General features: G+C 52.1%; 24 protein-coding genes and 2 tRNA genes. 13 read left to right on the forward strand and 13 right to left on the reverse strand.

Annotated elements, in window-relative coordinates:
- Nucleotides 1-69: 69 nt before the first annotated feature.
- Together LK04_RS07955 and yeaG are read right to left on the reverse strand one after the other, a co-directional pair.
- On the reverse strand, nucleotides 70-1347 hold the full coding sequence (locus tag LK04_RS07955) for a YeaH/YhbH family protein (protein ID WP_039335458.1): 1278 nt from the start codon (nucleotides 1345-1347) through the stop codon (nucleotides 70-72).
- A 90-nt stretch (nucleotides 1348-1437) separates the two neighbouring features.
- Entirely contained in the window at nucleotides 1438-3372 is a 1935-nt protein-coding gene (yeaG, locus tag LK04_RS07960; protein ID WP_039335460.1) for a protein kinase YeaG, read from the reverse strand.
- A gap of 407 nt (nucleotides 3373-3779) precedes the next feature.
- Here yeaG and LK04_RS07965 point away from each other — a divergent pair, with 407 nt between their 5' ends.
- Both LK04_RS07965 and LK04_RS07970 read left to right on the forward strand, forming a co-directional pair.
- The gene (locus tag LK04_RS07965; RefSeq protein WP_039335463.1) at nucleotides 3780-4529 is read left to right on the forward strand and encodes a MipA/OmpV family protein; all 750 of its coding nucleotides are present in this window, start codon (nucleotides 3780-3782) and stop codon (nucleotides 4527-4529) included.
- Nucleotides 4530-4613: 84 nt separating this feature from the next.
- Nucleotides 4614-5462: an aldo/keto reductase gene (locus LK04_RS07970; RefSeq protein ID WP_039335468.1), complete on the forward strand. Its 849-nt coding sequence runs from the start codon at nucleotides 4614-4616 to the stop codon at nucleotides 5460-5462.
- Nucleotides 5463-5485: 23 nt separating this feature from the next.
- On the opposite strand, the gene LK04_RS07975 is transcribed toward LK04_RS07970, so the two are convergent.
- On the reverse strand, nucleotides 5486-6361 hold the full coding sequence (locus LK04_RS07975) for a D-hexose-6-phosphate mutarotase (RefSeq protein ID WP_039335470.1): 876 nt from the start codon (nucleotides 6359-6361) through the stop codon (nucleotides 5486-5488).
- A 74-nt stretch (nucleotides 6362-6435) separates the two neighbouring features.
- Nucleotides 6436-7434: a glyceraldehyde-3-phosphate dehydrogenase gene (gene gapA, locus LK04_RS07980; protein ID WP_039335472.1), complete on the reverse strand. Its 999-nt coding sequence runs from the start codon at nucleotides 7432-7434 to the stop codon at nucleotides 6436-6438.
- Nucleotides 7435-7772: 338 nt separating this feature from the next.
- Here gapA and msrB point away from each other — a divergent pair, with 338 nt between their 5' ends.
- Together msrB and LK04_RS07990 are read left to right on the forward strand one after the other, a co-directional pair.
- A complete protein-coding gene (gene msrB / locus LK04_RS07985; RefSeq protein ID WP_039335474.1) occupies nucleotides 7773-8183 on the forward strand; it encodes a peptide-methionine (R)-S-oxide reductase MsrB in 411 nt (136 codons plus the stop codon).
- Nucleotides 8184-8185: 2 nt separating this feature from the next.
- Nucleotides 8186-8467 carry a YeaC family protein gene (locus LK04_RS07990; protein ID WP_039335477.1) on the forward strand — a complete coding sequence of 94 codons (282 nt, stop codon included), beginning with the start codon at nucleotides 8186-8188 and terminating at the stop codon, nucleotides 8465-8467.
- Nucleotides 8468-8501: 34 nt separating this feature from the next.
- On the opposite strand, the gene pncA is transcribed toward LK04_RS07990, so the two are convergent.
- From pncA to sppA, 3 genes are all read right to left on the reverse strand, one after another.
- Complete coding sequence (gene pncA, locus LK04_RS07995) at nucleotides 8502-9110, reverse strand: bifunctional nicotinamidase/pyrazinamidase (protein WP_039335479.1); 609 nt, start codon at nucleotides 9108-9110, stop codon at nucleotides 8502-8504.
- A 16-nt stretch (nucleotides 9111-9126) separates the two neighbouring features.
- Entirely contained in the window at nucleotides 9127-10140 is a 1014-nt protein-coding gene (gene ansA / locus LK04_RS08000) for an asparaginase (protein WP_039335481.1), read from the reverse strand.
- 84 nt (nucleotides 10141-10224) lie between these two features.
- On the reverse strand, nucleotides 10225-12084 hold the full coding sequence (gene sppA, locus LK04_RS08005; RefSeq protein ID WP_039335483.1) for a signal peptide peptidase SppA: 1860 nt from the start codon (nucleotides 12082-12084) through the stop codon (nucleotides 10225-10227).
- A 169-nt stretch (nucleotides 12085-12253) separates the two neighbouring features.
- On the opposite strand from sppA, the gene LK04_RS08010 reads away from it, so the two are divergent.
- The 4 genes from LK04_RS08010 to LK04_RS08025 all read left to right on the forward strand — a co-directional run bounded on the left by LK04_RS08010 (nucleotide 12254) and on the right by LK04_RS08025 (nucleotide 16240).
- Complete coding sequence (locus tag LK04_RS08010; RefSeq protein ID WP_039335485.1) at nucleotides 12254-12805, forward strand: NAD(P)H nitroreductase; 552 nt, start codon at nucleotides 12254-12256, stop codon at nucleotides 12803-12805.
- Nucleotides 12806-12958: 153 nt separating this feature from the next.
- Nucleotides 12959-14002, forward strand: coding sequence for a selenide, water dikinase SelD (gene selD, locus LK04_RS08015; protein ID WP_058969525.1), 1044 nt, complete (start codon nucleotides 12959-12961; stop codon nucleotides 14000-14002).
- A 22-nt stretch (nucleotides 14003-14024) separates the two neighbouring features.
- Complete coding sequence (locus LK04_RS08020; RefSeq protein WP_039334584.1) at nucleotides 14025-15947, forward strand: DNA topoisomerase III; 1923 nt, start codon at nucleotides 14025-14027, stop codon at nucleotides 15945-15947.
- The gene (locus tag LK04_RS08025) at nucleotides 15947-16240 is read left to right on the forward strand and encodes a YnjH family protein (protein WP_039334587.1); all 294 of its coding nucleotides are present in this window, start codon (nucleotides 15947-15949) and stop codon (nucleotides 16238-16240) included. The genes LK04_RS08020 and LK04_RS08025 overlap by 1 nt, the downstream gene beginning before the upstream one ends.
- A 32-nt stretch (nucleotides 16241-16272) precedes the next feature.
- On the opposite strand, the gene xthA is transcribed toward LK04_RS08025, so the two are convergent.
- The 5 genes from xthA to LK04_RS08050 form a co-directional block, all read right to left on the reverse strand.
- The gene (gene xthA / locus LK04_RS08030) at nucleotides 16273-17079 is read right to left on the reverse strand and encodes an exodeoxyribonuclease III (RefSeq protein ID WP_039334589.1); all 807 of its coding nucleotides are present in this window, start codon (nucleotides 17077-17079) and stop codon (nucleotides 16273-16275) included.
- Between the two features lie 183 nt (nucleotides 17080-17262).
- Nucleotides 17263-17347 (reverse strand) — tRNA-Tyr (locus tag LK04_RS08035).
- 45 nt (nucleotides 17348-17392) lie between these two features.
- Nucleotides 17393-17477, reverse strand: a tRNA-Tyr gene (locus LK04_RS08040).
- A 144-nt stretch (nucleotides 17478-17621) separates the two neighbouring features.
- Entirely contained in the window at nucleotides 17622-18470 is an 849-nt protein-coding gene (gene purU / locus LK04_RS08045; protein ID WP_039334733.1) for a formyltetrahydrofolate deformylase, read from the reverse strand.
- A 57-nt stretch (nucleotides 18471-18527) separates the two neighbouring features.
- A complete protein-coding gene (locus LK04_RS08050) occupies nucleotides 18528-18983 on the reverse strand; it encodes a YchJ family protein (RefSeq protein WP_039334592.1) in 456 nt (151 codons plus the stop codon).
- 96 nt (nucleotides 18984-19079) lie between these two features.
- Between LK04_RS08050 and rssA the strand changes: the two genes are divergently transcribed.
- From rssA to LK04_RS08075, 5 genes are all read left to right on the forward strand, one after another.
- Nucleotides 19080-19985, forward strand: a complete 906-nt coding sequence (rssA, locus tag LK04_RS08055; RefSeq protein ID WP_039334594.1) for a patatin-like phospholipase RssA — start codon at nucleotides 19080-19082, stop codon at nucleotides 19983-19985.
- A gap of 102 nt (nucleotides 19986-20087) precedes the next feature.
- On the forward strand, nucleotides 20088-21104 hold the full coding sequence (gene rssB, locus LK04_RS08060; RefSeq protein ID WP_039334596.1) for a two-component system response regulator RssB: 1017 nt from the start codon (nucleotides 20088-20090) through the stop codon (nucleotides 21102-21104).
- 193 nt (nucleotides 21105-21297) lie between these two features.
- Complete coding sequence (galU, locus tag LK04_RS08065; protein WP_034828817.1) at nucleotides 21298-22206, forward strand: UTP--glucose-1-phosphate uridylyltransferase GalU; 909 nt, start codon at nucleotides 21298-21300, stop codon at nucleotides 22204-22206.
- 23 nt (nucleotides 22207-22229) lie between these two features.
- Nucleotides 22230-23573, forward strand: a complete 1344-nt coding sequence (locus LK04_RS08070) for a UDP-glucose dehydrogenase family protein (protein WP_039334598.1) — start codon at nucleotides 22230-22232, stop codon at nucleotides 23571-23573.
- Between the two features lie 11 nt (nucleotides 23574-23584).
- Nucleotides 23585-24589 carry an NAD-dependent epimerase gene (locus LK04_RS08075; protein ID WP_039334600.1) on the forward strand — a complete coding sequence of 335 codons (1005 nt, stop codon included), beginning with the start codon at nucleotides 23585-23587 and terminating at the stop codon, nucleotides 24587-24589.
- Nucleotides 24590-24688: 99 nt separating this feature from the next.
- Here LK04_RS08075 and hns read toward each other — a convergent pair whose 3' ends face one another.
- A complete protein-coding gene (gene hns, locus LK04_RS08080; RefSeq protein WP_039334602.1) occupies nucleotides 24689-25096 on the reverse strand; it encodes a histone-like nucleoid-structuring protein H-NS in 408 nt (135 codons plus the stop codon).
- Nucleotides 25097-25336 lie beyond the last annotated feature (240 nt).

Consider the following 25336-nt stretch of genomic DNA (forward strand, 5'->3'; position numbering starts at 1 on the left):
CAGCGGGAGTTTCAGGTAAATGAGAGCGGGCGCGGAAAAGAAAAAGCCGGTCAGTGACCGGCTCGGATATCAGGCTTCAGCAACCTGTTTGTGGAAAAGTTCTCTAAATACCGGATAGATGTCTTCGGGCTCACGGATGTGCTGAATCGCGAAGTTATCGAACATCGCCTGCAGATGTTCATACTCACGCCATAGCGTTTGATGCGCACGGCGGGTGATCTCGATATAGCTGTAATAACGTACTACCGGCAAAATATGCTTGGCGAGGATCTCGTGGCACAGGGGAGAATCGTCCGCCCAGTTATCGCCATCTGACGCCTGCGCCGCGTAAATATTCCACTGTGCTGGGTCATAGCGCTCTTTCACCACCTCATCCATCAGCTTCAGCGCACTGGACACGATGGTGCCGCCGGTTTCCTGCGAGTAGAAGAACTCTTGCTCATCCACCTCTTTCGCCTGCGTGTGGTGACGGATGTAAACCACCTCGACATTTTTATAGGTTCGGCTCAGGAACAGATAGAGCAGAATATAAAAACGCTTGGCCATGTCTTTGGTGGCTTGGTCCATCGACCCGGATACGTCCATCAGGCAGAACATGACTGCCTGGCTGGAGGGTTCCGGCCGTTTTTCAAAGTTTTTATAGCGCAGATCAAAGGTGTCAATAAACGGCACCCGCTCAATACGCGCACGCAACTCGGCAATTTCTTTGCGCAGTCGCTCTTCTTCCAGCAATTGCGCCGGCTCACTGTTTTCTACTTCAGTCAACGTGGCTTCCAGCTCATGCAGCATACGACGCTTACCGGCGGTCATCGCCGTGCGGCGTGCCAGTGAGTTTTGCAGTGAGCGCACCACACTGATGTTGGCGGGTACTCCATTCGAGGTGAAGCCAGCACGGTGTGTTTTGTATTCATTCAGCTGCCGATGCTGATTTTTCTTCAGATTCGGCAGGGCCAGGTCTTCAAACAGCAGGTCAAGATACTCATCTTTCGATATCTGGAAGACAAATTCGTCCTGGCCTTCACCGTCCTGGCTGGCATTGCCTTGACCACTGCCTCCACCGCCACCGCCACCTTGAGGACGTTCAATGCGGTCATTCTGCACAAAATGGTCGTTCCCAGGGTGAACACGATGGCGACTGCCGCCGCGCCCCTGGTGGAAAATCGGCTCATTGATGTCATCAATAGGAATCGAGACCGATTCGCCGCTCTCCACGTCGGTGACCGAACGCTTGTTGATGGCCTCGGAGATCGACTGCTTGATTTGCGACTTGTAACGGCGCAGAAAGCGCTGCCGATTGACGGCGCTTTTGTTTTTACCGTTCAGACGCCGATCGATGAAATAGGCCATAAAACTCCCCCAAACTACAGCGCAAGCCAGGCCGGAATATTCCGGCCTCCTGTTACGGCGCCGCAGCGCCGCATAGCTTACAGGTAACGATTATGAAGATTTACGCACGCGCAGATACCATTCACACAGCAGGCGCACCTGCTTGCGGGTATAGCCTTTCTCCATCATGCGGTCGACAAAATCATCGTGTTTTTTCTGTTCGTCCGTTGAGGTCTTGGTATTGAACGAAATCACCGGCAGCAGCTCTTCGGTATTGGAGAACATTTTCTTCTCAATGACCGTGCGCAGTTTTTCGTAACTGGTCCAGTTTGGATTACGTCCACTATTCTGCGCACGAGCACGCAGCACAAAGTTGACGATCTCGTTACGGAAATCTTTCGGGTTACTGATCCCGGCAGGTTTCTCGATCTTTTCCAGCTCGGCGTTCAGTGATTCGCGGTCAAACAGCTGTCCGGTATCGGGATCGCGATACTCTTGATCCTGAATCCAGAAATCAGCGTAGGTGACATAGCGGTCAAAGATGTTCTGACCATATTCAGAGTAAGATTCCAGATAAGCCGTCTGAATCTCTTTACCAATAAACTCGGCATATTTCGGGATCAGATAGCCTTTCAGGTGCTCAAGGTACTTCTCAGCCAGATCCTGCGGGAACTGCTCACGCTCAATCTGTTGCTCCAGCACGTAGAACAGGTGTACCGGGTTGGCGGCCACTTCAGCGTGGTCAAAGTTAAAGACGCGCGACAGAATCTTAAAGGCAAAACGGGTCGACAGACCGTTCATACCCTCATCCACCCCCGCGTAGTCATGATACTCCTGCCAGGATTTCGCTTTCGGGTCGGTATCTTTCAGGCTCTCACCGTCATACACCCGCATTTTGGAATAGATGCTGGAGTTTTCCGGATCTTTCAGGCGTGACAGGATCGAGAAGCGTGCCAGGGTTTCCAGCGTGCCTGGGGCGCAAGGTGCGGTGGTCAACTCACTGTGATTAAGCAGCTTGTCATAAATTTTGATCTCTTCCGACACACGTAAGCAGTACGGCACTTTGACGATGTATACGCGGTCAAGGAAGGCTTCATTGTTCTTGTTGTTGCGGAACGTCACCCACTCAGATTCGTTGGAGTGCGCCAGGATGATGCCATTAAACGGCAGGGCAGAGATGCCCTCAGTACCGTTATAGTTACCTTCCTGAGTGGCGGTCAGCAGCGGATGCAGCACTTTAATCGGTGCTTTGAACATCTCAACAAATTCCATGATGCCTTGGTTTGCCCGGCACAGTGCGCCAGAGTAGCCGTAAGCATCCGGATCGTTTTGCGCGTGGTTTTCCAGTTTACGGATGTCGACTTTACCGACCAGCGCAGAGATATCCTGGTTGTTCTCATCACCCGGTTCCGTTTTGGCAATGGCGACCTGTTCCAGAATAGAAGGCCAGACCTTCACCACTTTGAAACGGGTGATATCGCCACCAAAGTCATGCAGGCGTTTCGCGGCCCACGGAGACATGATGGTGCCCAGGTAACGCCGCGGTACGCCATACTCTTTTTCCAGAATATTGGCATCTTCCTGCGGGTTGAACAGGCAAAGTGGGTGGTCATTCACCGGGCTACGTTCGCCTTCGGCACTCAGCACGTAAATCGGAACGCGCTGCATTAACGCTTTCAAGCGCTCGGCGAGGGACGACTTACCGCCACCGACCGGTCCCAGTAAATAGAGGATTTGTTTCTTCTCTTCCAGGCCTTGCGCAGCATGTTTCAGGTAAGAGACGATCTGTTCAATCGCTTCCTCCATACCATAAAACTCTTCGAAGGCGGGATAACGCCCCATGACGCGGTTAGAGAAGATTCTGGAAAGGCGTGGCTCTTGCGCCGTATCAACCATTACTGGCTCACCGATAGCCATCAATAGTCGTTCTGCAGCGTTGGCGTATGCACTGCGATCCTGCTTACAGACAGCAAGGAACTCCTGCAGTGTGAACTCTTCGTCCTTGGCAGCTTCATAGCGCTGACGATAGTGATCGAATATATTCATAGCGATGCCCGTCCTTTCGTTTTTAGCACAGGTAAAGGAGCGAAATTAGATACGTTTGCAGCTCCCGGAAGATATTCTTTATTGAGTACAGCAACCCTTATGCCAACCTGACGTTTTTTTATCGGGATACACAATTCTTATGGTTACTCTGCTCGAACTAAAAGTCTCGTCTTACTTTTAACTGTAGAAGGCATTCAGAAAACCTGCAGCCACTTTTCACCTTATTTAGCGATATATCAATAACAAAGTCTCATAAGCGCTAAGGCAATCCGTTGGTACGTGCTGGCTGATGAAATGCCTCAGACAATTCCGCTGGGGTGATAAACATCCCTGATTTAACATTAACCCAAAGCAAAAAATTGGTTAGACTCTGCGTGTGATTGTTATATTTATGGACTGAATAAATTGTGAACCATTTCAAACTTAAAGCGCTTGCTCTCGCTGTTCCTTGTTATTTTGCGGCGTTCAGCACTCATGCAGAACCCTTATCTCTTGGTGCCTCGGTTATTTATGCCCAATCGCCTTACCGTGGAGGACAAGACCGTTATCTGCCGATTCCTGTCATCAACTACGAGGGCGAAAACTTCTGGTTCCGCAGTCTGCAAGGCGGTTACTACCTGTGGAAAGACCCGCAGAACCAGCTGTCTCTAACAGTGCTGGGCTCACCGCAGCAGTACGATCCGAAAGACAACGATCTGGGCGATATGAAAGCGCTGGACAAGCGCCGCATGACCCTGATGGCGGGTGCCAGTTATCGTCATGTTGCTGACTGGGGCATCGTGCGCACCGCATTGCTCGGTGATGTGTTGAATAACAGCAATGGGATGATTTGGGATCTTACCTATCTGTATCGCTTCGATTTTGGCGCATTTAGCCTGACGCCGGGTATCGGTGCGATGTGGAACAGCGCCAATCAGAACCGTTATTACTATGGTGTTTCATCGCATGAGAGCGCCAGAACGGGCATTGCGCAGTATCAACCCGATGACAGTTGGTCGCCTTATGTTGAAATGAATGCCAGCTATCAGATCAGTGATAGCTGGAACGCCAGTTTCTCGGGACGCTATACCCGATTTGACAGTGAAATCAAAGACAGCCCAATGGTCGACAAAAGCGGGCAGTTCACGGTCTGGACCGGCATTAGCTACAGCTTCTGATGATTTGAATAAACGCCTCGCCAAGAGGCGTTTTTTTTACATTGCACCAATACAGCGCCCACAAATGGCGCAACCGGAGGCGTAATGAAAACCATTCAGTTTCGTGATGAATCACCTTTACCTGCTATTGGACAAGGCACCTGGTACATGGGCGAAAATGCGGCGCAACGCAATGCCGAAGTCGGCGCACTGCAGGCGGGTTTGGATCTTGGCCTCAAACTGATTGATACCGCCGAGATGTACGCAGAAGGCGGCGCAGAGGAGGTTGTGGGTGAGGCATTGCGCGGGCGCCGCGAGCAAGCCTGGTTGGTGTCAAAGGTCTATCCGTGGAACGCAGGTGAAATCGATGCCATTGACGCCTGTGAACGCAGTTTGCGGCGCTTGCAGACCGATTACCTTGATCTCTACCTGCTGCACTGGCGCGGCAATGTGCCGCTGGAAGAGACGGTGCGCGCCATGGAGATGCTGCAACAGCAGGGTAAAATTCGCCATTGGGGCGTGTCGAACTTCGATACCGAAGATATGCAAGAGTTGTGGGGTGAAGCGGGCGGAGAGGGCTGCTTAACCAATCAGGTGCTTTATCATCTGGCATCTCGTGGCATTGAATATGATCTGTTACCAACTTGTCAGCAACGCAGCGTGCCGATTATGGCCTATTGCCCGCTGGCACAAGCGGGACGCTTACGCCAGTCCCTGTTTGATGAGCCGCATCTCCAGCAGATTGCACAACAGAGGGGCATCAGTGTGGCGCAATTGCTGTTGGCATGGGTTATTCGCGACCAGGGTATTATCGCGATTCCTAAAGCCAGCAGCATCAAGCATGTGACGGAAAATGCCGCCGCCCTGAACGTTACGTTAACGGCAGAGGAGTTGACGATTATCGACCGGGCGTTTCCGGCACCGCAGCACAGGACCGGATTGGATGTGGTGTAGCGGCGCGAGTGCGCCGCAAAGACTTATTTGTTACGCACGCGCAGCGTGGTACCGAGACGTGCAGGGGATTCACCGGCGCTTTTCATCGGCTTATTAATGCGCGCCGTCTCCACGCAAACCATGGTTTTGTAGCCTTCGTTCGGCATATCCGCCATGCTGCATGACAGTTCCGGGCCCGGATTCCAGGTGACAACGTCACTTTGATAGTGATGATACACTTCGATTTGACGCTTGCCGCCTTTATCGTGGATCACGCTGCAATCTTCTGCAGCGGTGTGAATACGATCCACGCGGTCGGGATAGGTTTGTTTACCATCCGCTGAACTGCCCAAGGTATTTGCGTTCACTTTATCAATGTAACTATTGCCTAAGCCACTCACTTCAACCTGCGCGATGTCAGCAATCTGGAAGTAGGTATGCAGCGCGGCGGTGGCTTCATAATCGCCCCAGGCTTCAAGCTCTATTTCGCAGTGTTCGGCGATACGGAAGCGGGCGAGCAGGGTGAAATCGTGCGGCCAGAGCTTTTTGGTCTGGGCATTACTCTCCAGCGTGAAGGTCAGCATCACCGCATCTTCGTTCTCATCGTGCGCGGTGAGTGTCCATGGCTGATTACGTGCAAAGCCATGCGCAGGTTCGCCAGCCGGGCCAAACCACGGCCAGCAGACAGGTACGCCACCGCGAAATGCCTTGCCCGTAGTGAAGGGCGTCTTCTCACTGAGCCAGATTACCGGTTGCTGCCCACTCGGTTGCCAGGAGAGCAGATGAGCGCCTTGCAGTGCGATGGCGGCACGCACCTTAGGATGGCTGATCACCACAATCGGCAAGTCACCCAGTTGGCGCTGTGACAGGTAAGGGGTGATCTGATTCACCACCGGCAAAGCATAAATTTTATCTTGCATCGTCAGACCTTCTCTTCTTCCAAATGAAAAAAAAGGGGCGACCGAAGTCACCCCTTGTCTGTTTCGCTAGTTGCTTACTTAGCAGCAACCAGTGCAATCAGATCCAGAACTTTGTGTGAGTAGCCAGTTTCGTTGTCGTACCATGAAACCAGTTTCACGAAGTTGTCGTTCAGTGCGATACCGGCTTTAGCATCGAATACTGAAGTCAGGGTTTCGCCGTTGAAGTCGGTAGATACGACGTCGTCTTCGATGTAACCCAGAACGCCTTTCATCTTGCCTTCAGATTCAGCTTTGATAACGGCACAGATTTCTTTGTAAGTTGCTGGTTTTTCCAGACGAACAGTCAGGTCAACAACAGACACGTTCGGGGTAGGAACGCGGAACGCCATACCAGTCAGTTTACCGTTCAGCTCTGGCAGAACCACGCCAACTGCTTTCGCAGCACCGGTAGATGAAGGGATGATGTTCTGAGCTGCGCCACGGCCGCCGCGCCAGTCTTTGTGAGACGGGCCATCAACAGTTTTCTGCGTTGCGGTAGTTGCGTGAACGGTGGTCATCAGGCCTTCAACGATACCGAAGTGATCGTTGATAACTTTAGCCAGTGGAGCCAGGCAGTTAGTGGTGCAAGATGCGTTAGAAACGATATCCTGGCCTTGGTATTTGTCGAAGTTTGCACCGCGAACAAACATTGGGGTCGCATCTTTAGATGGACCAGTCAGAACAACTTTCTTCGCGCCAGCCTGAATGTGTTTACGAGCGGTTTCGTCGGTCAGGAAGATACCGGTTGCTTCAGCAACAACGTCAACACCCACTTCATCCCATTTCAGGTTAGCCGGGTCTTTCTCAGCGGTAACACGGATTTTCTTGCCGTTAACAATCAGCGCGCCGTCTTTAACTTCTACGGTGCCGTCGAAACGACCGTGCGTAGAGTCATACTTCAGCATATAAGCCATGTAATCCGCGTCGAGCAGGTCGTTGATTGCAACGATTTCGATGTCAGAACGCTGCTGTGCAGCACGGAAAACGATGCGACCGATACGGCCAAAACCGTTGATACCTACTTTGATAGTCATATATTCCACCAGCTATTTGTTAGTGAATAAAAGGTTGGCTGTAAAATTACAAAAACCTTACCAGGCGTCAAGCGGAATCGTGTCAATTGTTGCGACAGGTCAATTCCAACGCCAGGAATAATTCGTTGCGCAATCGCTTACGCAGCACCCTTATTGCGCGCCTATGTTACGCCGAATACCGACCGAAAAGGGATGACTTTTGCAAAGGGTGATCGACGTCACAATTTTGCGCTGTGGCAGTCGTGTCGAATGGGTTCGCACGAAAAAAGACCATGAAGATGTTGTTCGTTTGTTAGAATACTAGTCGATTTTTACAGAATGACACTCCGGAACTCAAAATGGCTAAAGACACCGCACCCGAGGCAAAAATCGCGCAGCTTTCAGAGATGCAGCGTTATGTCACTCAGCATCGCGGCACGGAACCGCCTTTCAGTGGCGCACTGCTGCATAACAAGCAGGAAGGCATTTACCACTGCTTAGTGTGCAACTCACCTCTGTTTCTCTCCGACTCCAAATACGATTCAGGCTGTGGCTGGCCAAGCTTCTATCAGCCTTACAGTGATGATGCTATCCGTTATCTGGAAGATGATTCGCATGGCATGCACCGTGTGGAAATTCGTTGTGGCAATTGCGATGCACATCTCGGCCATGTCTTCCCGGATGGCCCACAGCCTACCGGTGAGCGTTATTGCGTTAACTCCGCATCGCTAAGCTTTAGCGATGAGCAGGGCAATCAGCAAGAGGGCTGAGCATGAAACAAGAACTGGAAGCGATGCTGGCAGCGATGACGCCGGAAGTTTACGAGCGTTTGGCCAGTGCCGTGGAAACTGGCAAATGGCCGGATGGTGTGGCGTTAACGCCGGAACAACGTGAAAACTGTCTGCAGCTGGTGATGCTGTGGCAGGCGCGTCATAACGACGATCCACAGCATATGACCATCGGCAAGGGTGGTGAAATGGTGATGAAGTCGAAAAAGCAGTTGAAGGAAGATTTCGGCATTGAATCGGAAGTGACACGTATCAACCTGCACTGACAGGCAAATGGGCTGGTTTTCACCAGCCCATTTTTCAGATTATTACCGCACCCTGTGCTTCCATTTGGGCGATGGCAATTTCACTGTCATCTGGATTGAGGTTCACGCCACGGCAACCCTCTTTTACCACTTCAACGTTGTAACCCAATTCCAGCGCATCCAGCACGCTGTACTTCACGCAGTAATCGGTGGCAAGACCCAGCACCACCAGGTCGCTGATGTTCCGTTCACGTAGCCAGCTGTCCAGCTCAGTTTTACGGCGATGGCCGTTGTCAAAGAATGCGCTGTAACTGTCCACCTCAACGTCACCGCCTTTGTGGAAAACCGCGTCAATCAGGCTACGGTCCAGATCGGGATGAAAATCGGCACCGACAGAGTTTTCAACCCCATGATCGGGCCACCAGATCTGTGCCAGACCGTTTAACTCACCCAAGGTGTAAACCGGTTCGCCTGATACTGAGGCGAAGCTGCCATGATTGGCTGGGTGCCAGTCCTGTAATGCCACAACGCATTCACCCCGATCACGGAATTCACGTGCGTAACGATTGGCAACGGCAACCGTTTGATCACCTTCACGCACCGCCATAGGGCCGCCGGGGCAAAAATCGTTCTGAATATCGATGATTATCAATGCCCGCTTCATTACATCTCGCTCCGTATCAGTCGTCGGTCAATTCGCCGCGTAAATTCTGTTGCATTTTGGCACGAATTTCAGTGCTGGTGAGATTTTGGCTCAACAAAAAGTGCAGTTTTGTTAACGTAGCCTCAACGGTGAGGTCAAAACCACTGATGACGCCTGCATGCTCAAGTGCGTTACCGGTGGCGTAGCCGCCCATATTCACTTTGCCGGACATGCACTGCGTGAGGTTCACTACCACAATGCCGCGATCGCTGGCCTGATGAAGCTCAGCCAAAAACTCAGCGTTTTGCGGCGCATTTCCCACGCCATAGGAGCGAAGAATCAATGCTTTCACCGGCTGGCGCAGGAAATTGCGCACCACATCCGCGGAGATGCCCGGATAAATGGTGACCACACCGATGGGCTGCGGCGTAATGGGATGCACGATCAGGTCGCCTTTGCCTTGCGGTGCCGCAGGGGTATTCAGCTTGCGAATGTGAATGCCGGCTTCCAGCAGCGGTGACAGGTTAGGTGAAGCAAATGCATTAAAGCCATCGGCGTGGGCTTTGGTGGTTCGGTTGCCGCGGAACAGCGTGTTGTTAAAGAACAGCGCGACTTCACTAATGGGATAATTCGCCGCGACATACAACGAATTGAGCAGGTTCTGTTGGCCATCTGAGCGCAACTCAGCCAATGGAATCTGTGAACCGGTAACGATGACGGGTTTGGACAGATTTTCCAGCATGAAAGATAACGCCGAGGCGGTAAACGCCATGGTATCGGTGCCATGCAGGATCACGAAGCCATCATACTGGTCATAGTTCTGCTTGATATCGTCAGCAATCGATTGCCAATCCGCTGGCGTCATGTCTGACGAGTCCATCAAAGGATGATATTCGTGGATGGTAAAATTCGGCATCTCAGGCCGATGGAACTCTGGCATGTTCGCCAGTTGCTGCTGCAGATGACCGGAAACCGGAATGTAGCCCTGAGCAGAGCGTTGCATACCGATAGTACCGCCCGTGTAGGCTACGTAGATGTTTTTCTTTTGCATGAGGAACTCAGACTTGCCGTAAAACGCGCAGTATAAGGGGATTAACAGCGAAAAGCAGCCCGACCAGCGGCCGGGCTGTAAAGATTAACGTACGTTGCTGCAGTTCAGGCAGAACGCGTAACGATTTTGTGGATCGTTAAGGTTATTCATCAAACCTGGCTGATCTTTCACTGCGCTCATCACATCCAGCATTGGCGCAGGCAGCCACACTTTGAGTGCAGCAGGCAGCATGGCTTGAGCCGACGCGTTCATCTGATTGAGCAGCAAATCGATCATGCCTGGATCATCCTGATACCAGCTCAGTTGTGGCTTAGCGACTTTTGCCAACTCGGCGGCTTTCGCCACGGCGTCGTCAAAATCACCCAGTGCATCGACTAAACCATTGGCTTTCGCATCGCTACCCGTCCAGACGTGACCTTGCGCGATAGCATTGATCTGCTCAGGTGTCTTATGGCGCGATGTCGCCACCAGGCCAACAAAGTTGCGATAACCGTTCTCAATGGTCAGTTGCATCAATTGCTGCACTTCAGTCGGCAAGGCTTTGGTGGTCGCCACGTCAGCCAGCGGGGAAGTGGCGACGCCGTCGGTGTGCACACCAATGCTGCTCAGGCTGTTCTCGACGGTGTTGATCACCCCGAAAATGCCGATCGATCCGGTGAGCGTGCTCGGTGCTGCCACGATGTAATCCGCTGGCGTTGAGATCCAATAGCCGCCTGAAGCCGCCATACCGCCCATGGAAACCACCACCGGTTTGCCGGCATCATGCGCGGCGGCCAGCTCTTCACGAATCGCTTCTGAGGCGGAAACGCTGCCGCCTGGGCTGTTCACGCGCAGGACAATGGCTTTGATTTTCGGATCGAGGCGTGCATCACGAATCTGTGACGCGGTGGTATCGCCGCCCACGTTGCCCGCCGTCTCTTCTCCATCCATGATGGCGCCGCTGGCGAAGATCACGGCAATATTGCCATCCTGATCCTGCTGCGGTTGTTTCACGGTGTAATCATAAATGCTGACGTTGCGATAATCGTTATTGGCCTTATCCCAACCGAAGGTTTTCACCAACTCCTGGTCTGCGGCAGCACGGCTATCCAGTACATCAACCAGTTTATTGTTCAGTGCATACTTGGCGGTATCACCATCGACAGCCTGCAAGCCGCTAATGATGCCTGCTGCGCCAGGGAAGAGTTGGTCTGGCGTGATCTGGCGGTTGGCGGCAACGGTGTTCAGGTAGTTCTGCCACAGCTGACCTATCCAACGACCATCGGCATCACGGGCTTCGGGTGACATATCATCACGCAGGAAGGGCTCAACGGCGGATTTATAGGTCCCGACGCGGAAGACGTGTGAGTTGACCTTTAACTTCTCCAGTAAGGATTTGTAATACAGGCCGTTGGTGGCGAAGCCGTGCAGATCAACCGTACCTTGCGGTGACAGGTAGATTTTGGTCGCATAGCTGGCGATGTAATATTGCGCCTGGCTGTAGCTGTCACCAATCGCATAGATGGGTTTGCCCGTATCGCGGAATTCACGCAGTGCTTTGCCCACATACTGCAGCGACGGTTGATCGCCCCCGGCGAAGTCACGCAAGTCCAGCACGATGCCGGTAATGTTCTTGTCGGTCTTCGCCTGACGAATCGCATCCACCACATCGAACAAAGAGTTTTCCTGCAAGCGGTCGCTGCTGGCACCCAACAGCTGACGACTGATGCGGCTCAGACGATTGCTGACGGAAGGCTTATCCACCAGTACACCGCTTAAATCAACTTTCAGCGCACCTTGTTGCACGGGCTCACTGCTGCTGGCGCTGGAAAGCTGTAACCAGATGCCAACGCCAGCCAGAATCAGAACAATAAGGAATAAATTAAGAATAAATTCCCGAATGAAATTTAACACCCGCCAGCTCCAGCGGAACAGACCGGCAATAATTCGCCACAATGTGCGCATAAACTCTCCATATTCACGTAACAGGGCAGTCGCCACGCGCTCTGCCCCGATGTTGGCTTCATCCTAAAGAGCGGCGTGCGAAATGTCAGCAGGAAATCGCGCCAGACTGTTACAAAAGATCGCGCTGTGCCAGGATTAGCCGACGCTTTTTATTCACGGGAGAATAATCATGGATGCATTGGATTTATTAGTTAACCGTCGTTCAGCATCACGCCTTGCAGAACCGGCACCCGCAGGTGAGGCGCTGCAAAACATTTTGCATGCAGGATTACGCGCGCCAGATCACGGCACACTGCAGCCCTGGCGTTTCATCATTGTTGAGAATGAGGGTCGTGAACGTTTCGCTAAGCTGCTGGAGCAGGCAGCGCGTGACACTCATCAGGATGATAAAGCCATCGAAAAGGCGGCATCGGCCCCATTCAGAGCGCCGATGATCATTACTGTGGTGGCGCGCTGTGAAGAACATGCCAAAGTGCCACACTGGGAACAGCTGGTTTCAGCGGGCTGCGCGGTGATGGCGATGCAGATGGCGGCAGTAGCGCAGGGCTTTAACGGTATCTGGCGCAGCGGCCCCTGGACCGATAATGTGGCTGTTCGTGAAGCCTTTGGCTGCCGTGAGCAAGACGCGATTGTGGGTTTCCTTTACCTCGGCACGCCACAGCTTAAAGCCAACACCACCGTGGTGGCACCCGATACGGCACAATTTGTCAGTTATTTCTGACAGACAACAGCGGGTTTCTGCTGCAGGGTGAGCGCGGTTGCAAAGATTGCACACCGCGTGTGCGAAAGATCGAGGTTAGGTCGCGCAACACTTACCACCGGCTGGCAGCCAGGCTAACATAACGCCTTCTGTACAGCGCATAAGGAACCCGCCATGAGTGAACCGCTTCGTTTGACGCAATACAGCCATGGGGCTGGCTGCGGCTGCAAAATATCTCCGCAGGTGCTGGAAACCATTCTACGCAGTGAGCTGACGCCTTTTCACGATCCACAACTGCTAGTGGGCAATGAAACCCGTGATGATGCCGCCGTCTACGATCTGGGTAACGGTACGGCGGTGGTCAGCACCACCGATTTCTTCATGCCTATCGTGGACGATCCTTACACTTTTGGCCGTATCGCGGCCACCAATGCCATCAGTGATATCTATGCCATGGGCGGTAAACCGATCATGGCGATTGCGATCCTCGGATGGCCGATAAACGTCCTCAGCCCTGAGGTGGCGCAACAGGTGATTGAAGGTGGACGAGCGGCGTGCCAGGCGGCAGGTATTGCGCTGGCGGGTGGGCACTCTATTGATGCGCCAGAACCGATCTTTGGTCTGGCTGTCACCGGGATCGTTGATGTGGCGCGCGTGAAGAAGAACAGCGCGGCATTGGCGGGTTGTCAGCTTTTCCTGACCAAGCCACTGGGCATTGGTATCCTGACCACCGCGGAGAAAAAAGGGCTGCTGCGTCCTGAGCATCAGACGCTGGCGGCAGAGGTGATGTGTCAGCTGAATAGCGCTGGCGCAGAGTTTGCGAAACTGGCCGGCGTCAGTGCCATGACGGACGTCACCGGTTTTGGTTTGCTGGGCCACCTGAATGAAATTTGCCAGGGTTCTGGCTTACGAGCGGAAGTGGTGGTCGCGCAGGTTCCGCGGTTACCTGGCGTGGATGATTACATCGTGTTAGGCGCGGTGCCTGGCGGTACTGAGCGCAATTTCGCCAGCTATGGTGCGCATATTTCCCCAATGGATCAGGCCACGCGTGCATTACTGTGTGACCCACAAACTTCAGGTGGACTGCTGGTGGCGGTGCAACCCAGCGAGGTGGACGCTTTCCAGCGTTGTGCTGCATTAGCCGGCGTGCAGGCGACAGCAATAGGTGCGCTGTTTGCTGCTGATCATGCTCATCCACTCATTACAGTCGTGAACTGACGTTAAAGGATCGACGCCACACATGCGTTTGTTTATTGCCGAAAAACCCAGTCTGGCGCGCGCCATTGCTGATGTCCTGCCAAAACCGCATCGTCGCGGTGATGGTTTTATTGCCTGTGGTAATGACCAGATGGTGACCTGGTGTGTGGGTCATCTGCTTGAACAGGCGCAGCCAGAAAGCTACGACAGCCGTTATGCCCGCTGGAATCTGGCTGATCTGCCGATCATCCCGGAAAAGTGGCGCCTGCAGCCGCGCCCCTCGGTGGCGAAGCAGCTCAAGGTGATTGAAGGCTTGCTGCAACAGGCAACTGAAGTGGTCCACGCCGGTGACCCGGACCGTGAAGGCCAGTTGCTGGTGGATGAAGTGCTGGATTATTTGCAGTTGCCGCCGGAAAAACGGCAAAAAGTTCAACGCTGCCTGATAAACGATCTTAACCCGGCAGCAGTGGAGCGTGCGGTAGGGCGTCTGCGTGAAAACCGTGAGTTCATCCCGCTGTGTGTCTCTGCGCTGGCCCGTGCCCGCGCGGACTGGCTCTATGGCATCAATATGACGCGTGCCTGGACACTGCTAGGGCGTAATGCCGGTTACGATGGTGTCTTATCGGTGGGGCGCGTGCAGACACCCGTGCTGGGGCTGGTAGTGCGTCGTGATGAAGAGATCGAGAACTTTATCCCGAAAGATTATTTTGAAGTGAAGGCGCACATCGTCACGCCGAAAGATGAGCGCTTTATTGCCACCTGGGTGCCCAGTGATGCCTGTGAACCCTGGCAGGATGATGAAGGCCGCCTGCTGCATCGCCCATTGGCCGATCACGTATTAGAGCGCATCAATGGCAAGCCGGCGCTGGTGACTGGCTACAACGATAAACGCGAGTCGGATACGGCGCCGCTGCCGTTTTCACTCTCCAGCCTGCAAATCGAGGCGGCTAAGCGCTTTGGTTTGAGTGCGCAGAACGTGCTGGATTGCTGTCAGCGTTTGTATGAAACCCACAAGCTGATTACCTATCCCCGTTCTGACAGCCGCTATTTACCGGATGAACACTTTGCGGGCCGCCACGCGGTGCTGAACGCCATTCAGGCGCATCAACCCAACCTGACGCCGCCAGCGGACTTCAATCCCGATCAGAAAAATCGCTGCTGGGACGATAAAAAAGTCGATGCTCACCACGCCATCATTCCCACGGCGCGTGCCAGTAAAGTCAATCTGACGGAAAACGAAGCTAACATTTACGGTTTAGTCGCGCGTCAGTATCTGATGCAGTTTTGCCCTGATGCGATATTCCGTAAATGCGTCATTGACCTCGATATTGGCGGCGGTAAGTTTATCGCCAAAGCCCGTTTTCTGGCTGAAGCCGGATGGCGCGCTTTGCTGGGCAGCAAAGAGCGGGATGAAGAGAATGACGGAACGCCGCTGCCGGTAGTGAGTAAAGGCGATGAGCTGTTGTGCGAGCGCGGTGAAGTGTTGGCAAAGCAGACACAGCCGCCGCGCCCCTTCACGGATGCCACGCTGTTATCCGCGATGACCGGCATCGCGCGTTTTGTACAGGATAAAGAATTAAAGAAAGTGCTGCGTGCGACCGATGGTTTAGGAACGGAAGCGACGCGCGCGGGCATTATCGAATTGTTGTTCCGTCGAACATTTCTGGTCAAAAAAGGCCGCTATATTCATTCAACGGAAGCGGGAAGGGCGTTGATTCATGCCTTACCTGAAATGGCGGCGCGACCGGACATGACAGCGCATTGGGAATCGACATTGACTCGTATCAGTGAGAAAGCCTGCCGTTACGATGAGTTTATGCAGCCGCTGGTCAGCACCTTGATTGGGTTGATTGGCGAAGCGCGCCAGCGACCGTCATTACAGTCGTTTAGAGGCATTGCCGCACCGGCAGGCAAGCGTAAAGCGAAACCGAAATCGACCCGGCGTAAAACCAAGGAGACAGAGTGATGCGTTATGCTCTCGTAGTGCTGAGCCTGATGGTGATGTGCAGCACGGCTGCACAAGCCAACCGCCAGCCGGAAAGAAGCATGGGAAATACTGATGTGGTGGTGGATATGCCACCGGAAGTCTGGACGCAGGGACAGAACACTCAGCAGAGCAACTGCATGCAGTGCTGTACTTATGAAAACCGCAGTTATTCGGAAGGTGCAGTGGTAAAAGCAGAAGGTGTGCTGTTGCAATGCGGGCGCGATGAGAAAGTACTGGGAACCAACCCGCTGATCTGGAAAATCATCAAATAAAAGCGCGTGGCGTTAGGCGCCACGCAGCTTCATCACAGTTTAAATGTTGACCACACTGGCGCGTGATCTGACGGTTTTTCCATGCTGCGGATGTCGTAATCGATCCCACTCTCAATGCAACGCGAGGCCAGCGGCTGGCTGGCCAGCAGCAGATCGATACGCAGACCGCGGTTGTCATCGAATCCTTTAGAACGGTAATCGAACCACGAGAAGCGATCGTTGGTATCGGGGTATTTGTCACGCCAGGTATCAACCAAGCCCCAGTTCATCAGGCGATCCATCCACTCACGCTCTTCTGGCAGGAATGAACATTTACCGGTGCGCAACCAGCGTTTGCGGTTGTCTTCGCCAATGCCAATATCCAGATCGGTGCTGCTGATGTTCATATCACCCATGATCAGCACCGGTTTATCGACGGCCAGCTGCTGCTCAAGATAATCTTGTAGATCGCGATAAAACTTCTCTTTCGCCGGGAATTTGGTCGGGTGGTCGCGGCTCTCACCTTGCGGGAAATAGCCGTTAATCACGGTAATGTCGCCGATTGGACTCGGGATTTCCGCCATGATTAAGCGGCGTTGTGAATCCTCATCATCACCGGGAAAACCACGGCGTACAGAGACAGGTTGCTGCTTGGTGAGCAACGCCACACCGTAATGGCCTTTCTGGCCGTGATAAAAGACGTTGTAACCCAGTTTGCTGACATCTTCGAGCGGGAACATGTCGTCATGAACTTTGGTTTCTTGCAGGCCGATAACGTCCGGCTGATGCTGCTCAACCAGCGCTTCAAGCTGATGAGGGCGAGCGCGCAAGCCGTTGATGTTGAAAGAGATGAATTTCATTTCGCTGCCATTTTTTTCCGCAAAAGTATGCCGGGATGGTAACGAGTTTTCGCTTAAAAGTCATGGATTGGATCGGAAGGTAGTCTCACTGCGTTCGACTCGAACCTTCGGTCGAAGCTTCTCATCCTTCTCAAGTGCTTTATGTGAGAGTTTGTAGCTGATTAGGAATGGGAGAATATTGGATGGTGGCGGGAGAAGGATTCGAACCTTCGAAGTCGATGACGGCAGATTTACAGTCTGCTCCCTTTGGCCGCTCGGGAATCCCGCCTGGGATATGAAGCTCTTTATGATTCAGGCGAGGAGTTAATTCAGATGGTGGCGGGAGAAGGATTCGAACCTTCGAAGTCGATGACGGCAGATTTACAGTCTGCTCCCTTTGGCCGCTCGGGAATCCCGCCACTGGCCTGAATTAAAGTGCCTGAAAGCGGGGCGCATCATACCAAATGCGCTCTGACTGTAAAGCGCTGAAAACGAAATTATGAATCGTTTGACCACTTTTCACGCGTGGCGCTGAAGAGTTGCACAATTCAGCGCCGCACAGATTAAAGAATGATGGTGCGGTTGCCGTAAACGAACACCCGCTGACCCAGCACTTTATACAGTGCACGGCTCAATACATTCTTCTCAACATCACGTCCGGCACGCATCATCTCTTCTGCGGTATAGCTGTGATCGACATTGATGACGTCCTGCATAATGATTGGACCTTCATCAAGGTTATCATTCACATAGTGTGCCGTTGCGCCAATGATCTTCACGCCGCGCTCATACGCCTGGTGGTAAGGACGAGCGCCGATGAACGCGGGCAGGAACGAGTGGTGAATATTGATGATCTGATTCGGGTAACGCTGCACAAAGGCCGGCGTCAGCACACGCATATATTTCGCTAACACGACGTAATCCGGTTGGTAACGATCGATTTCGTCACCCATGCGATTGTCGTGCTCTTCACGGGTTAATCCTTCGTGGCTCACCAGCACGAACGGAATATCGAAACGCTCGACCAGTGAACGCAAGGTTTCATGGTTACCGATGACCGCGGCGATCTCCATATCGAGACCCCCAAAGGCGCTTTTCATCAGTAAATCACCCAGGCAGTGCGCTTCTTTGGTGACCAGAATTACCACGCGGCGGCGTCCTGCGCTCTGCAGTTCACGCACCGAGCCAGCTGGCAGCGCGCTGTCGAGATCGGCCAGCAAGGTGTTGTCGTTGAAAATCCCTTCAAGCTCTGTGCGCATGAAAAAGCGCCCGGTACGGTGATCGACAAACTCATTGTTCTGCACAATGTTGAGTTCGTGCTTGTAGCAAATGTTGGTGATCTTAGCGATCAGGCCTTTTGCATCAGGGCAAATGGTTCGTAAAACTTTTCGTTGCGTGTTTGGCGCTTGCATCTCGATCAGAGTCCTGTCAAAGCGATGAATGGTAAAGCCGTTGTGCATCTGTCCAGATTAACCACAACATTTTTTGTATTTTTTATCGGAGCCACAAGGACAGCGATCGTTACGCCCTAATTCCGGCGTTGTACCGTCTACATAGTACCAGCGTTGATCCTCACGAAGAAAGCGTGAACATTCATAGATGGCTGAAGTCCGCTCTTTTTCGCGGTAACGCGCAAAAAAGGTCACAAAGGCTTCATTAACATGGTTTCCATTAATACAACGGGTTACATTCAGACCCAGCCATTCAGTGTTGGTAAAACTTTCGGATAATAGCGTCTCAAGGTCTGCCACGCGCTGACTGGAGTGCCAGGTCGATGCCAGATAGGCGGCATTCTTCTCAACATAGGCGGTATAACGTGACCGCATCAATTGTTCAGCGCTGGTGGGGATATCATGGCCACTCAGAAAGGGTTGGCAACATGAGCTATACTGCTTTCCGCTGCAGCAGGGGCACTTTTCGGACACGTCATCTCCTGTGAGTGATTAAACTAAATTAACGTGTGCGCTATGGTAGCCGACTGCTGAGTGTGATGCTACGTACCAGATGAATCACGAGGTGCGATGAGAAAGGTAAGAATTGGGCTGGCTCTGGGTTCAGGTGCTGCCAAAGGCTGGGCGCATATAGGTGTTATCAATGCTTTAGAGCGCGCCGGGATTGAAGTTGACGTGGTTGCTGGCTGTTCTGTCGGTGCTTTAGTGGGATCAGCTTACGTGAATGGCCGACTCGGTCTGATGGAGAAATGGGTCAGTGCATTCCGTTATTGGGACGTCATCCGCTTAATGGATCTCTCCTGGCAGCGCGGAGGATTGTTACGCGGCGACCGCGTGTTTAGCCATATTCGCCAGTTGATTCCCAATGAATTTATCGAAGGGTGCGACAAACCTTTTGGTGTTGTCGCGTCAAATTTAAGTACCGGGCGTGAGCTATGGTTAACGGAGGGTGATCTCCACCAGGCGGTTCGCGCGTCATGCAGCATGCCAGGCCTGTTACCTCCGGTTAGCTACAATGGTTACTGGCTGGTGGATGGTGCGGTGGTGAATCCGGTGCCGATTTCGCTCACGCGTGCACTCGGCGCTGACATTGTTATCGCGGTTGATCTACAACATGACGCGCATTTGATGCAGCAGGATCTGTTGTCGGTCACGCCACAAAGCGGTGAAGAAGAAGCCGCCGCTGAAGCCCTCAGTTGGGGCAAGAAACTGCGCCAGCGCATTCTGGGATTGACGCATCGCCGGGCCAATCAAACGCCGGGTGCGATGGAGATTATGTCAACCTCGATCCAGATACTGGAAAACCGTTTGAAGCGTAATCGCATGGCAGGGGATCCGCCGGATGTCCTGATCCAACCGTTTTGTCCGCAGATATCCACATTGGATTTTCATCGTGCAGAAGAAGCCATCGCGGCAGGTAAAGCCGCTGTTGAGAAAAAAATGGATGAACTATTACCGCTGGTCCGTGGCAGATAATCAGGTTGTTCATTCACAGCTTTTGCGACTTCAGTCAATTCTGAAAGGCGCAACTGCGTTTTATGAACCACTATTGAAATATCTGGTACACAGGGGGAGAGAATGGAAAAGCCACTAATCGGCAAAAAAATACTCATTGTCGAAGATGAGGTCGTTTTCCGTTCATTACTGGACAACATGCTGGCGGGTCTGGGCGCCAGTACGCTGGAAGCCGGCGATGGCCTGGATGGCTTAACGCTGCTGTCAGCGCAGGCGGTGGATCTGGTGATTTGCGATTTGGAAATGCCGCGTATGGGCGGCATTCAGTTTGTTGAGCGCATCCGCAGTCGCGGCAATAGCGTCCCTATCTTGATCATTTCCGCCACGCAGAATATGGCCGACATTGCGCATGTGCTGCGGCTTGGCGTGCAGGATGTGTTGCTTAAACCTCTTAAAGACCTCGAACGTTTCCGTGAAGCGGTTTATGAATGTCTTTATCCTTCGATGTTCACCTCAAAAGTTGAAGAAGATGAACAGTTGTTCCAGGACTGGGACGCGCTGGTCCGCGATCCGCTAGCCGCGTCTAAACTGCTCAAACAGTTGCAGCCTCCCGTGCAACAAACCATTGCCAACTGCCGGATTAATTATCGTCAACTGACGATGGCGGAGCAGCCGGGTCTGGTGCTGGATATTGCTGCGCTATCGGACAAGGATCTCGCCTTCTACTGCCTGGACGTCACCCGCGCGGGTGATAACGGCGTACTGGCGGCATTGTTGTTGCGCGCATTGTTCAATGGATTGTTACAGGAACAACTTTCTGGGCAGAATCAACGTCTGCCAGAACTGAACGGCTTGCTCAGGCAGGTCAACATGCTGCTGCGTCAGGCCAATCTCAGTGGGCAGTTCCCATTACTGGTCGGTTACTACCATCGTCAGCTGAAAAATCTGATTCTGGTCTCCGCTGGACTTAACGCAACGTTGCACATCAACACCCACCAGATTCAACTCAGTAATGGCGTGCCGCTTGGTACTATGGGCAGCACGCACCTCAATCAAATCAGCCAACGTGCCGATGCCTGGCAATGCCATGTGTGGGGCGCGGGCGGCAGGCTTCGCCTGATGCTTTCGGCTGAAGAATAAGCGGTTGGATTTATATTTTTCGCGGGTTGGAGACAGGGCCAAGGGTAAGCTTTACACTTGGGTAATAGTCTTAAATTCCGCGGATTAACTCCATCCAGGATAAATCCGTCTGATAGTAACTGATATACTCATTTCGTTTTTAAACCGACATATCAAGTATTAACTTGAACGGCCTATTAAGAGAGGTATTTAGATGTCTGCCTATAAGTCTAAAGTAAAAAAAGCGGTAATCCCGGTTGCGGGTCTGGGTACGCGTATGCTGCCTGCTACCAAAGCTATTCCAAAAGAGATGTTACCGCTGGTCGATAAGCCGCTGATCCAATATGTCGTGAATGAGTGTATTGCTGCGGGCATTAATGAGATTGTGCTGGTCACCCACTCATCTAAAAACGCCATCGAAAACCATTTTGATACCAGTTTCGAACTGGAATCTATGCTGGAAAAACGCGTTAAGCGTCAGTTGCTGGATGAAATCCAGTCTATCTGCCCACCACATGTCACCATCATGCAGGTTCGTCAGGGTATTGCCAAAGGCCTGGGCCACGCAGTGATGTGTGCACATCCACTGGTGGGTGATGAGCCAGTTGCGGTCATCCTGCCGGATGTGATTATTGATGAATACGAATCCGATCCTACTAAAGACAACCTGGCAGAAATGCTGGCGCGTTATGAAGAAAGCGGCCGTAGTCAAATCATGGTTGAGCCAGTAGCCGACGTGACCGCTTACGGTGTGGTTGACTGCAAAGGTGCCGACCTCGCCCCAGGCCAGAGCGCGCCAATGGTGGGTGTTGTTGAGAAGCCGAAAGCGTCTGAAGCACCTTCTAACCTCGCGGTTGTGGGCCGTTACGTGCTGTCAGCGGATATCTGGCCGCTGTTGGCAAAAACCCCTCCGGGCGCAGGTGGCGAAGTTCAGCTGACTGACTCCATCGCCATGCTGATGGAAAAAGAGACCGTAGAAGCTTACCACCTGACCGGTGTGAGCCATGACTGCGGTAACAAACTGGGTTATATGCAAGCTTTTGTTGAGTACGGTGTACGTCATCCGGTGCTGGGTAAAGACTTTACTCAATGGCTTGAAGGCGCGGTAGGCAACAAAAAGTAATTCATTAAACACAGGATAATTCAATGAAAGTCACTGTATTTGGTATCGGCTATGTCGGTCTGGTTCAGGCTGCAGTGTTAGCTGAAGTCGGACATGACGTTCTCTGTATTGATGTCGATGAAAAGAAAGTCGAAAACCTGAAAAAAGGCCATATTCCGATTTTCGAACCGGGTTTGACGCCGCTGGTGATGTCTAACTATGAAGCGGGCCGCCTGAAGTTCAGCACCAATGCAGAAGAGGGTGTTAACCACGGCGTGATGCAATTTATTGCAGTGGGAACCCCGCCGGATGAAGACGGTTCTGCCGATCTGAAATATGTGACTGCAGTTGCGCGCACCATTGCCGCGCACATGAGCGATCATAAAGTCGTTATCGACAAATCCACAGTGCCTGTCGGGACGGCGGATCGCGTGCGTGCAGTGATGACAGAAACATTGCAAAAACGTGATGTTAACATCCCGTTTGATGTGGTTTCTAACCCTGAATTCCTCAAGGAAGGGGCTGCAGTAAACGATTGTATGCGTCCTGAGCGTATTGTCGTGGGTACCGATAACGATGATGTGGTTGAACTGCTGCGTGAACTCTACGAGCCGTTTAATCGTAATCACGACCGTATGATTTTGATGGATATCCGCAGTGCAGAGCTGACCAAGTACGCGGCAAACTGCATGCTGGCCACCAAAATCAGCTTTATGAACGAGATCTCAAACCTGGCAGAACGTCTGGGAGCCGACGTTGAGAAAGTGCGTCAGGGGATTGGATCGGATTCACGCATTGGTTACCACTTCATCTACCCTGGCTGTGGCTACGGTGGTTCGTGCTTCCCGAAAGACGTGCAGGCGCTGATTCGTACTGCTGAGTCTATTGGTTACACGCCGCGCCTGTTACAGGCGGTAGAAGATGTGAACGACTCGCAGAAAAACAAACTGCCAAGCTTTATCAAGCGCCATTTTGGCGACGATTTGCGCGGCAAGACGTTTGCACTGTGGGGACTGGCCTTCAAACCCAATACGGACGACATGCGTGAAGCCTCCAGCCGTGTGCTGATGGAAACGCTGTGGGAAGCGGGTGCGACTATTCAGGCATTTGACCCAGAAGCGATGGAAGAAGCCCAACGCATCTATGGTCATCGTGACGACCTGAAGCTGACGGGCACGAAAGAAGCTGCACTTCAGGGCGCAGATGGCTTAGTTATCTGTACTGAATGGCAGAATTTCCGTGCACCAGATTTCGACGTTATCAAAACCGCGTTAAAACAACCCGTGATTTTTGATGGTCGTAACCTGTATGATCCGGAACGTATCAGCAAACGCGGCTTTACTTATTATGCAATTGGCCGCGGAGCGTCAATCCAAATCATAGAATAAATGAGGGAAGTATGAAGTTTCTGGTCACCGGCGCGGCAGGATTTATTGGATTTCATGTAAGTCAGCGTTTGCTGGCCGCCGGTCACCAGGTTGTCGGTATAGACAACCTGAATGACTATTATGACGTCAGCCTTAAACAGGCTCGCCTGGATCAGATCCTTCAGCACCCTGAATTTATTTTCATCAAAATGGACCTGGCAGACCGCCAGGCCATTTCTTCTCTGTTTACCCAGCACGGCTTTGAGCGCGTTATTCATTTGGGTGCCCAGGCAGGGGTGCGTTATTCCATTGAAAACCCTCACGCCTATGCGGATGCCAATTTAATTGGCCATCTGAATATTCTGGAAGGCTGTCGTCACCATAAAATTGGCCACCTGCTTTATGCCTCATCCAGTTCCGTGTATGGACTGAATCGTAAAATGCCTTTTTCAACTGATGACTCAGTTGACCATCCTATTTCATTGTATGCGGCCACCAAAAAAGCTAATGAATTGATGTCGCATACCTATTCACATTTGTATCAGTTACCTACTACCGGTTTACGCTTCTTCACTGTTTATGGTCCATGGGGCCGTCCCGATATGGCGCTATTTAAGTTCACGCGTGCCATGCTGGCTGGTGAGCAAATTGATGTATATAACCGCGGGCAAATGACGCGTGACTTTACCTACATTGATGATATCGCTGAAGCGATTGTGCGCCTGCAAAACGTTATTCCGCAGGCCGACGAAAGCTGGACCGTAGAAGAGGGCTCTCCTGCATCAAGTTCTGCACCTTATCGCGTCTACAATATCGGAAATAGCCAGCCAACCAGCCTGATGACCTATATCGAATCACTGGAGAAAGCGTTGGGTATTGAGGCGAACAAAAACATGCTGCCTATGCAACCGGGTGATGTGCCTGGCACCAGCGCCGATACGCAGCCGTTGTATGAGGCGATTAATTTCCGCCCGCAAACGGGTGTAGAGATTGGCGTACAAAACTTTGTGGATTGGTATCGCGATTTTTACCAGTAACAGCGCAGCATAAAAAAGGAAGCCAGTGGCTTCCTTTTTCTTACCCGGTGTAAAGTGAAACAGCGTTATTGCCTTTCACAATGCGAAGCTCTGATGTGATTACAGCAGGAAATCGTCCAGTTGTTTGCCTTGTTCTTCGATGGCTTTTTTAATCACTGCTGGCGTGCGGCCCTGACCAGTCCAGGTACGGTTTTCACCGTTTTCATCAACATAGGAATATTTCGCTGGACGCGCAGCACGCTTGGCTTTTCCTGGTGCTTTGGTCTCTGACAGCGCCTGCAGCAATTCGTTTGGATCGATACCATCAGCAATCAGCATTTCACGGTATTGTTCCAGCTTGCGACTACGTTCTGCATTTTCCGCCTGTGCATGCGTCTCTTCTTCACGACGCTCATTCACCACAACTTCGAGTTTTTCCAGCATCTCTTCCAGTGTTTCCAGAGAGCATTCCCGAGCTTGCGCGCGCAATGTACGGATATTATTAAGAATTTTAAGTGCTTCGCTCATTGTCCTAATCTCAAAATATAATAAATGGGAGTTGTTCTGCCGAATCATAATAGTGGGGCGAAAAAATAACTGCAATAGCCAGATTAAAATGTAAAACGTAAAGTAAAAGTCAGGAATGCCATTTTAAAGCGACCTGCAAAATATATTTAACTTTCTCTGTTTTTTTACCACCTTGATTTTTCCTGCTTCACAACAGTGCAATGCCCGAATCCTTACACTTAGCGGTAATAAAGTTGAATA

The sequence above is a fragment of the Pantoea vagans genome, assembly GCF_001506165.1.
GTDB classification, from domain to species: Bacteria; Pseudomonadota; Gammaproteobacteria; order Enterobacterales; family Enterobacteriaceae; genus Pantoea; species Pantoea vagans_C.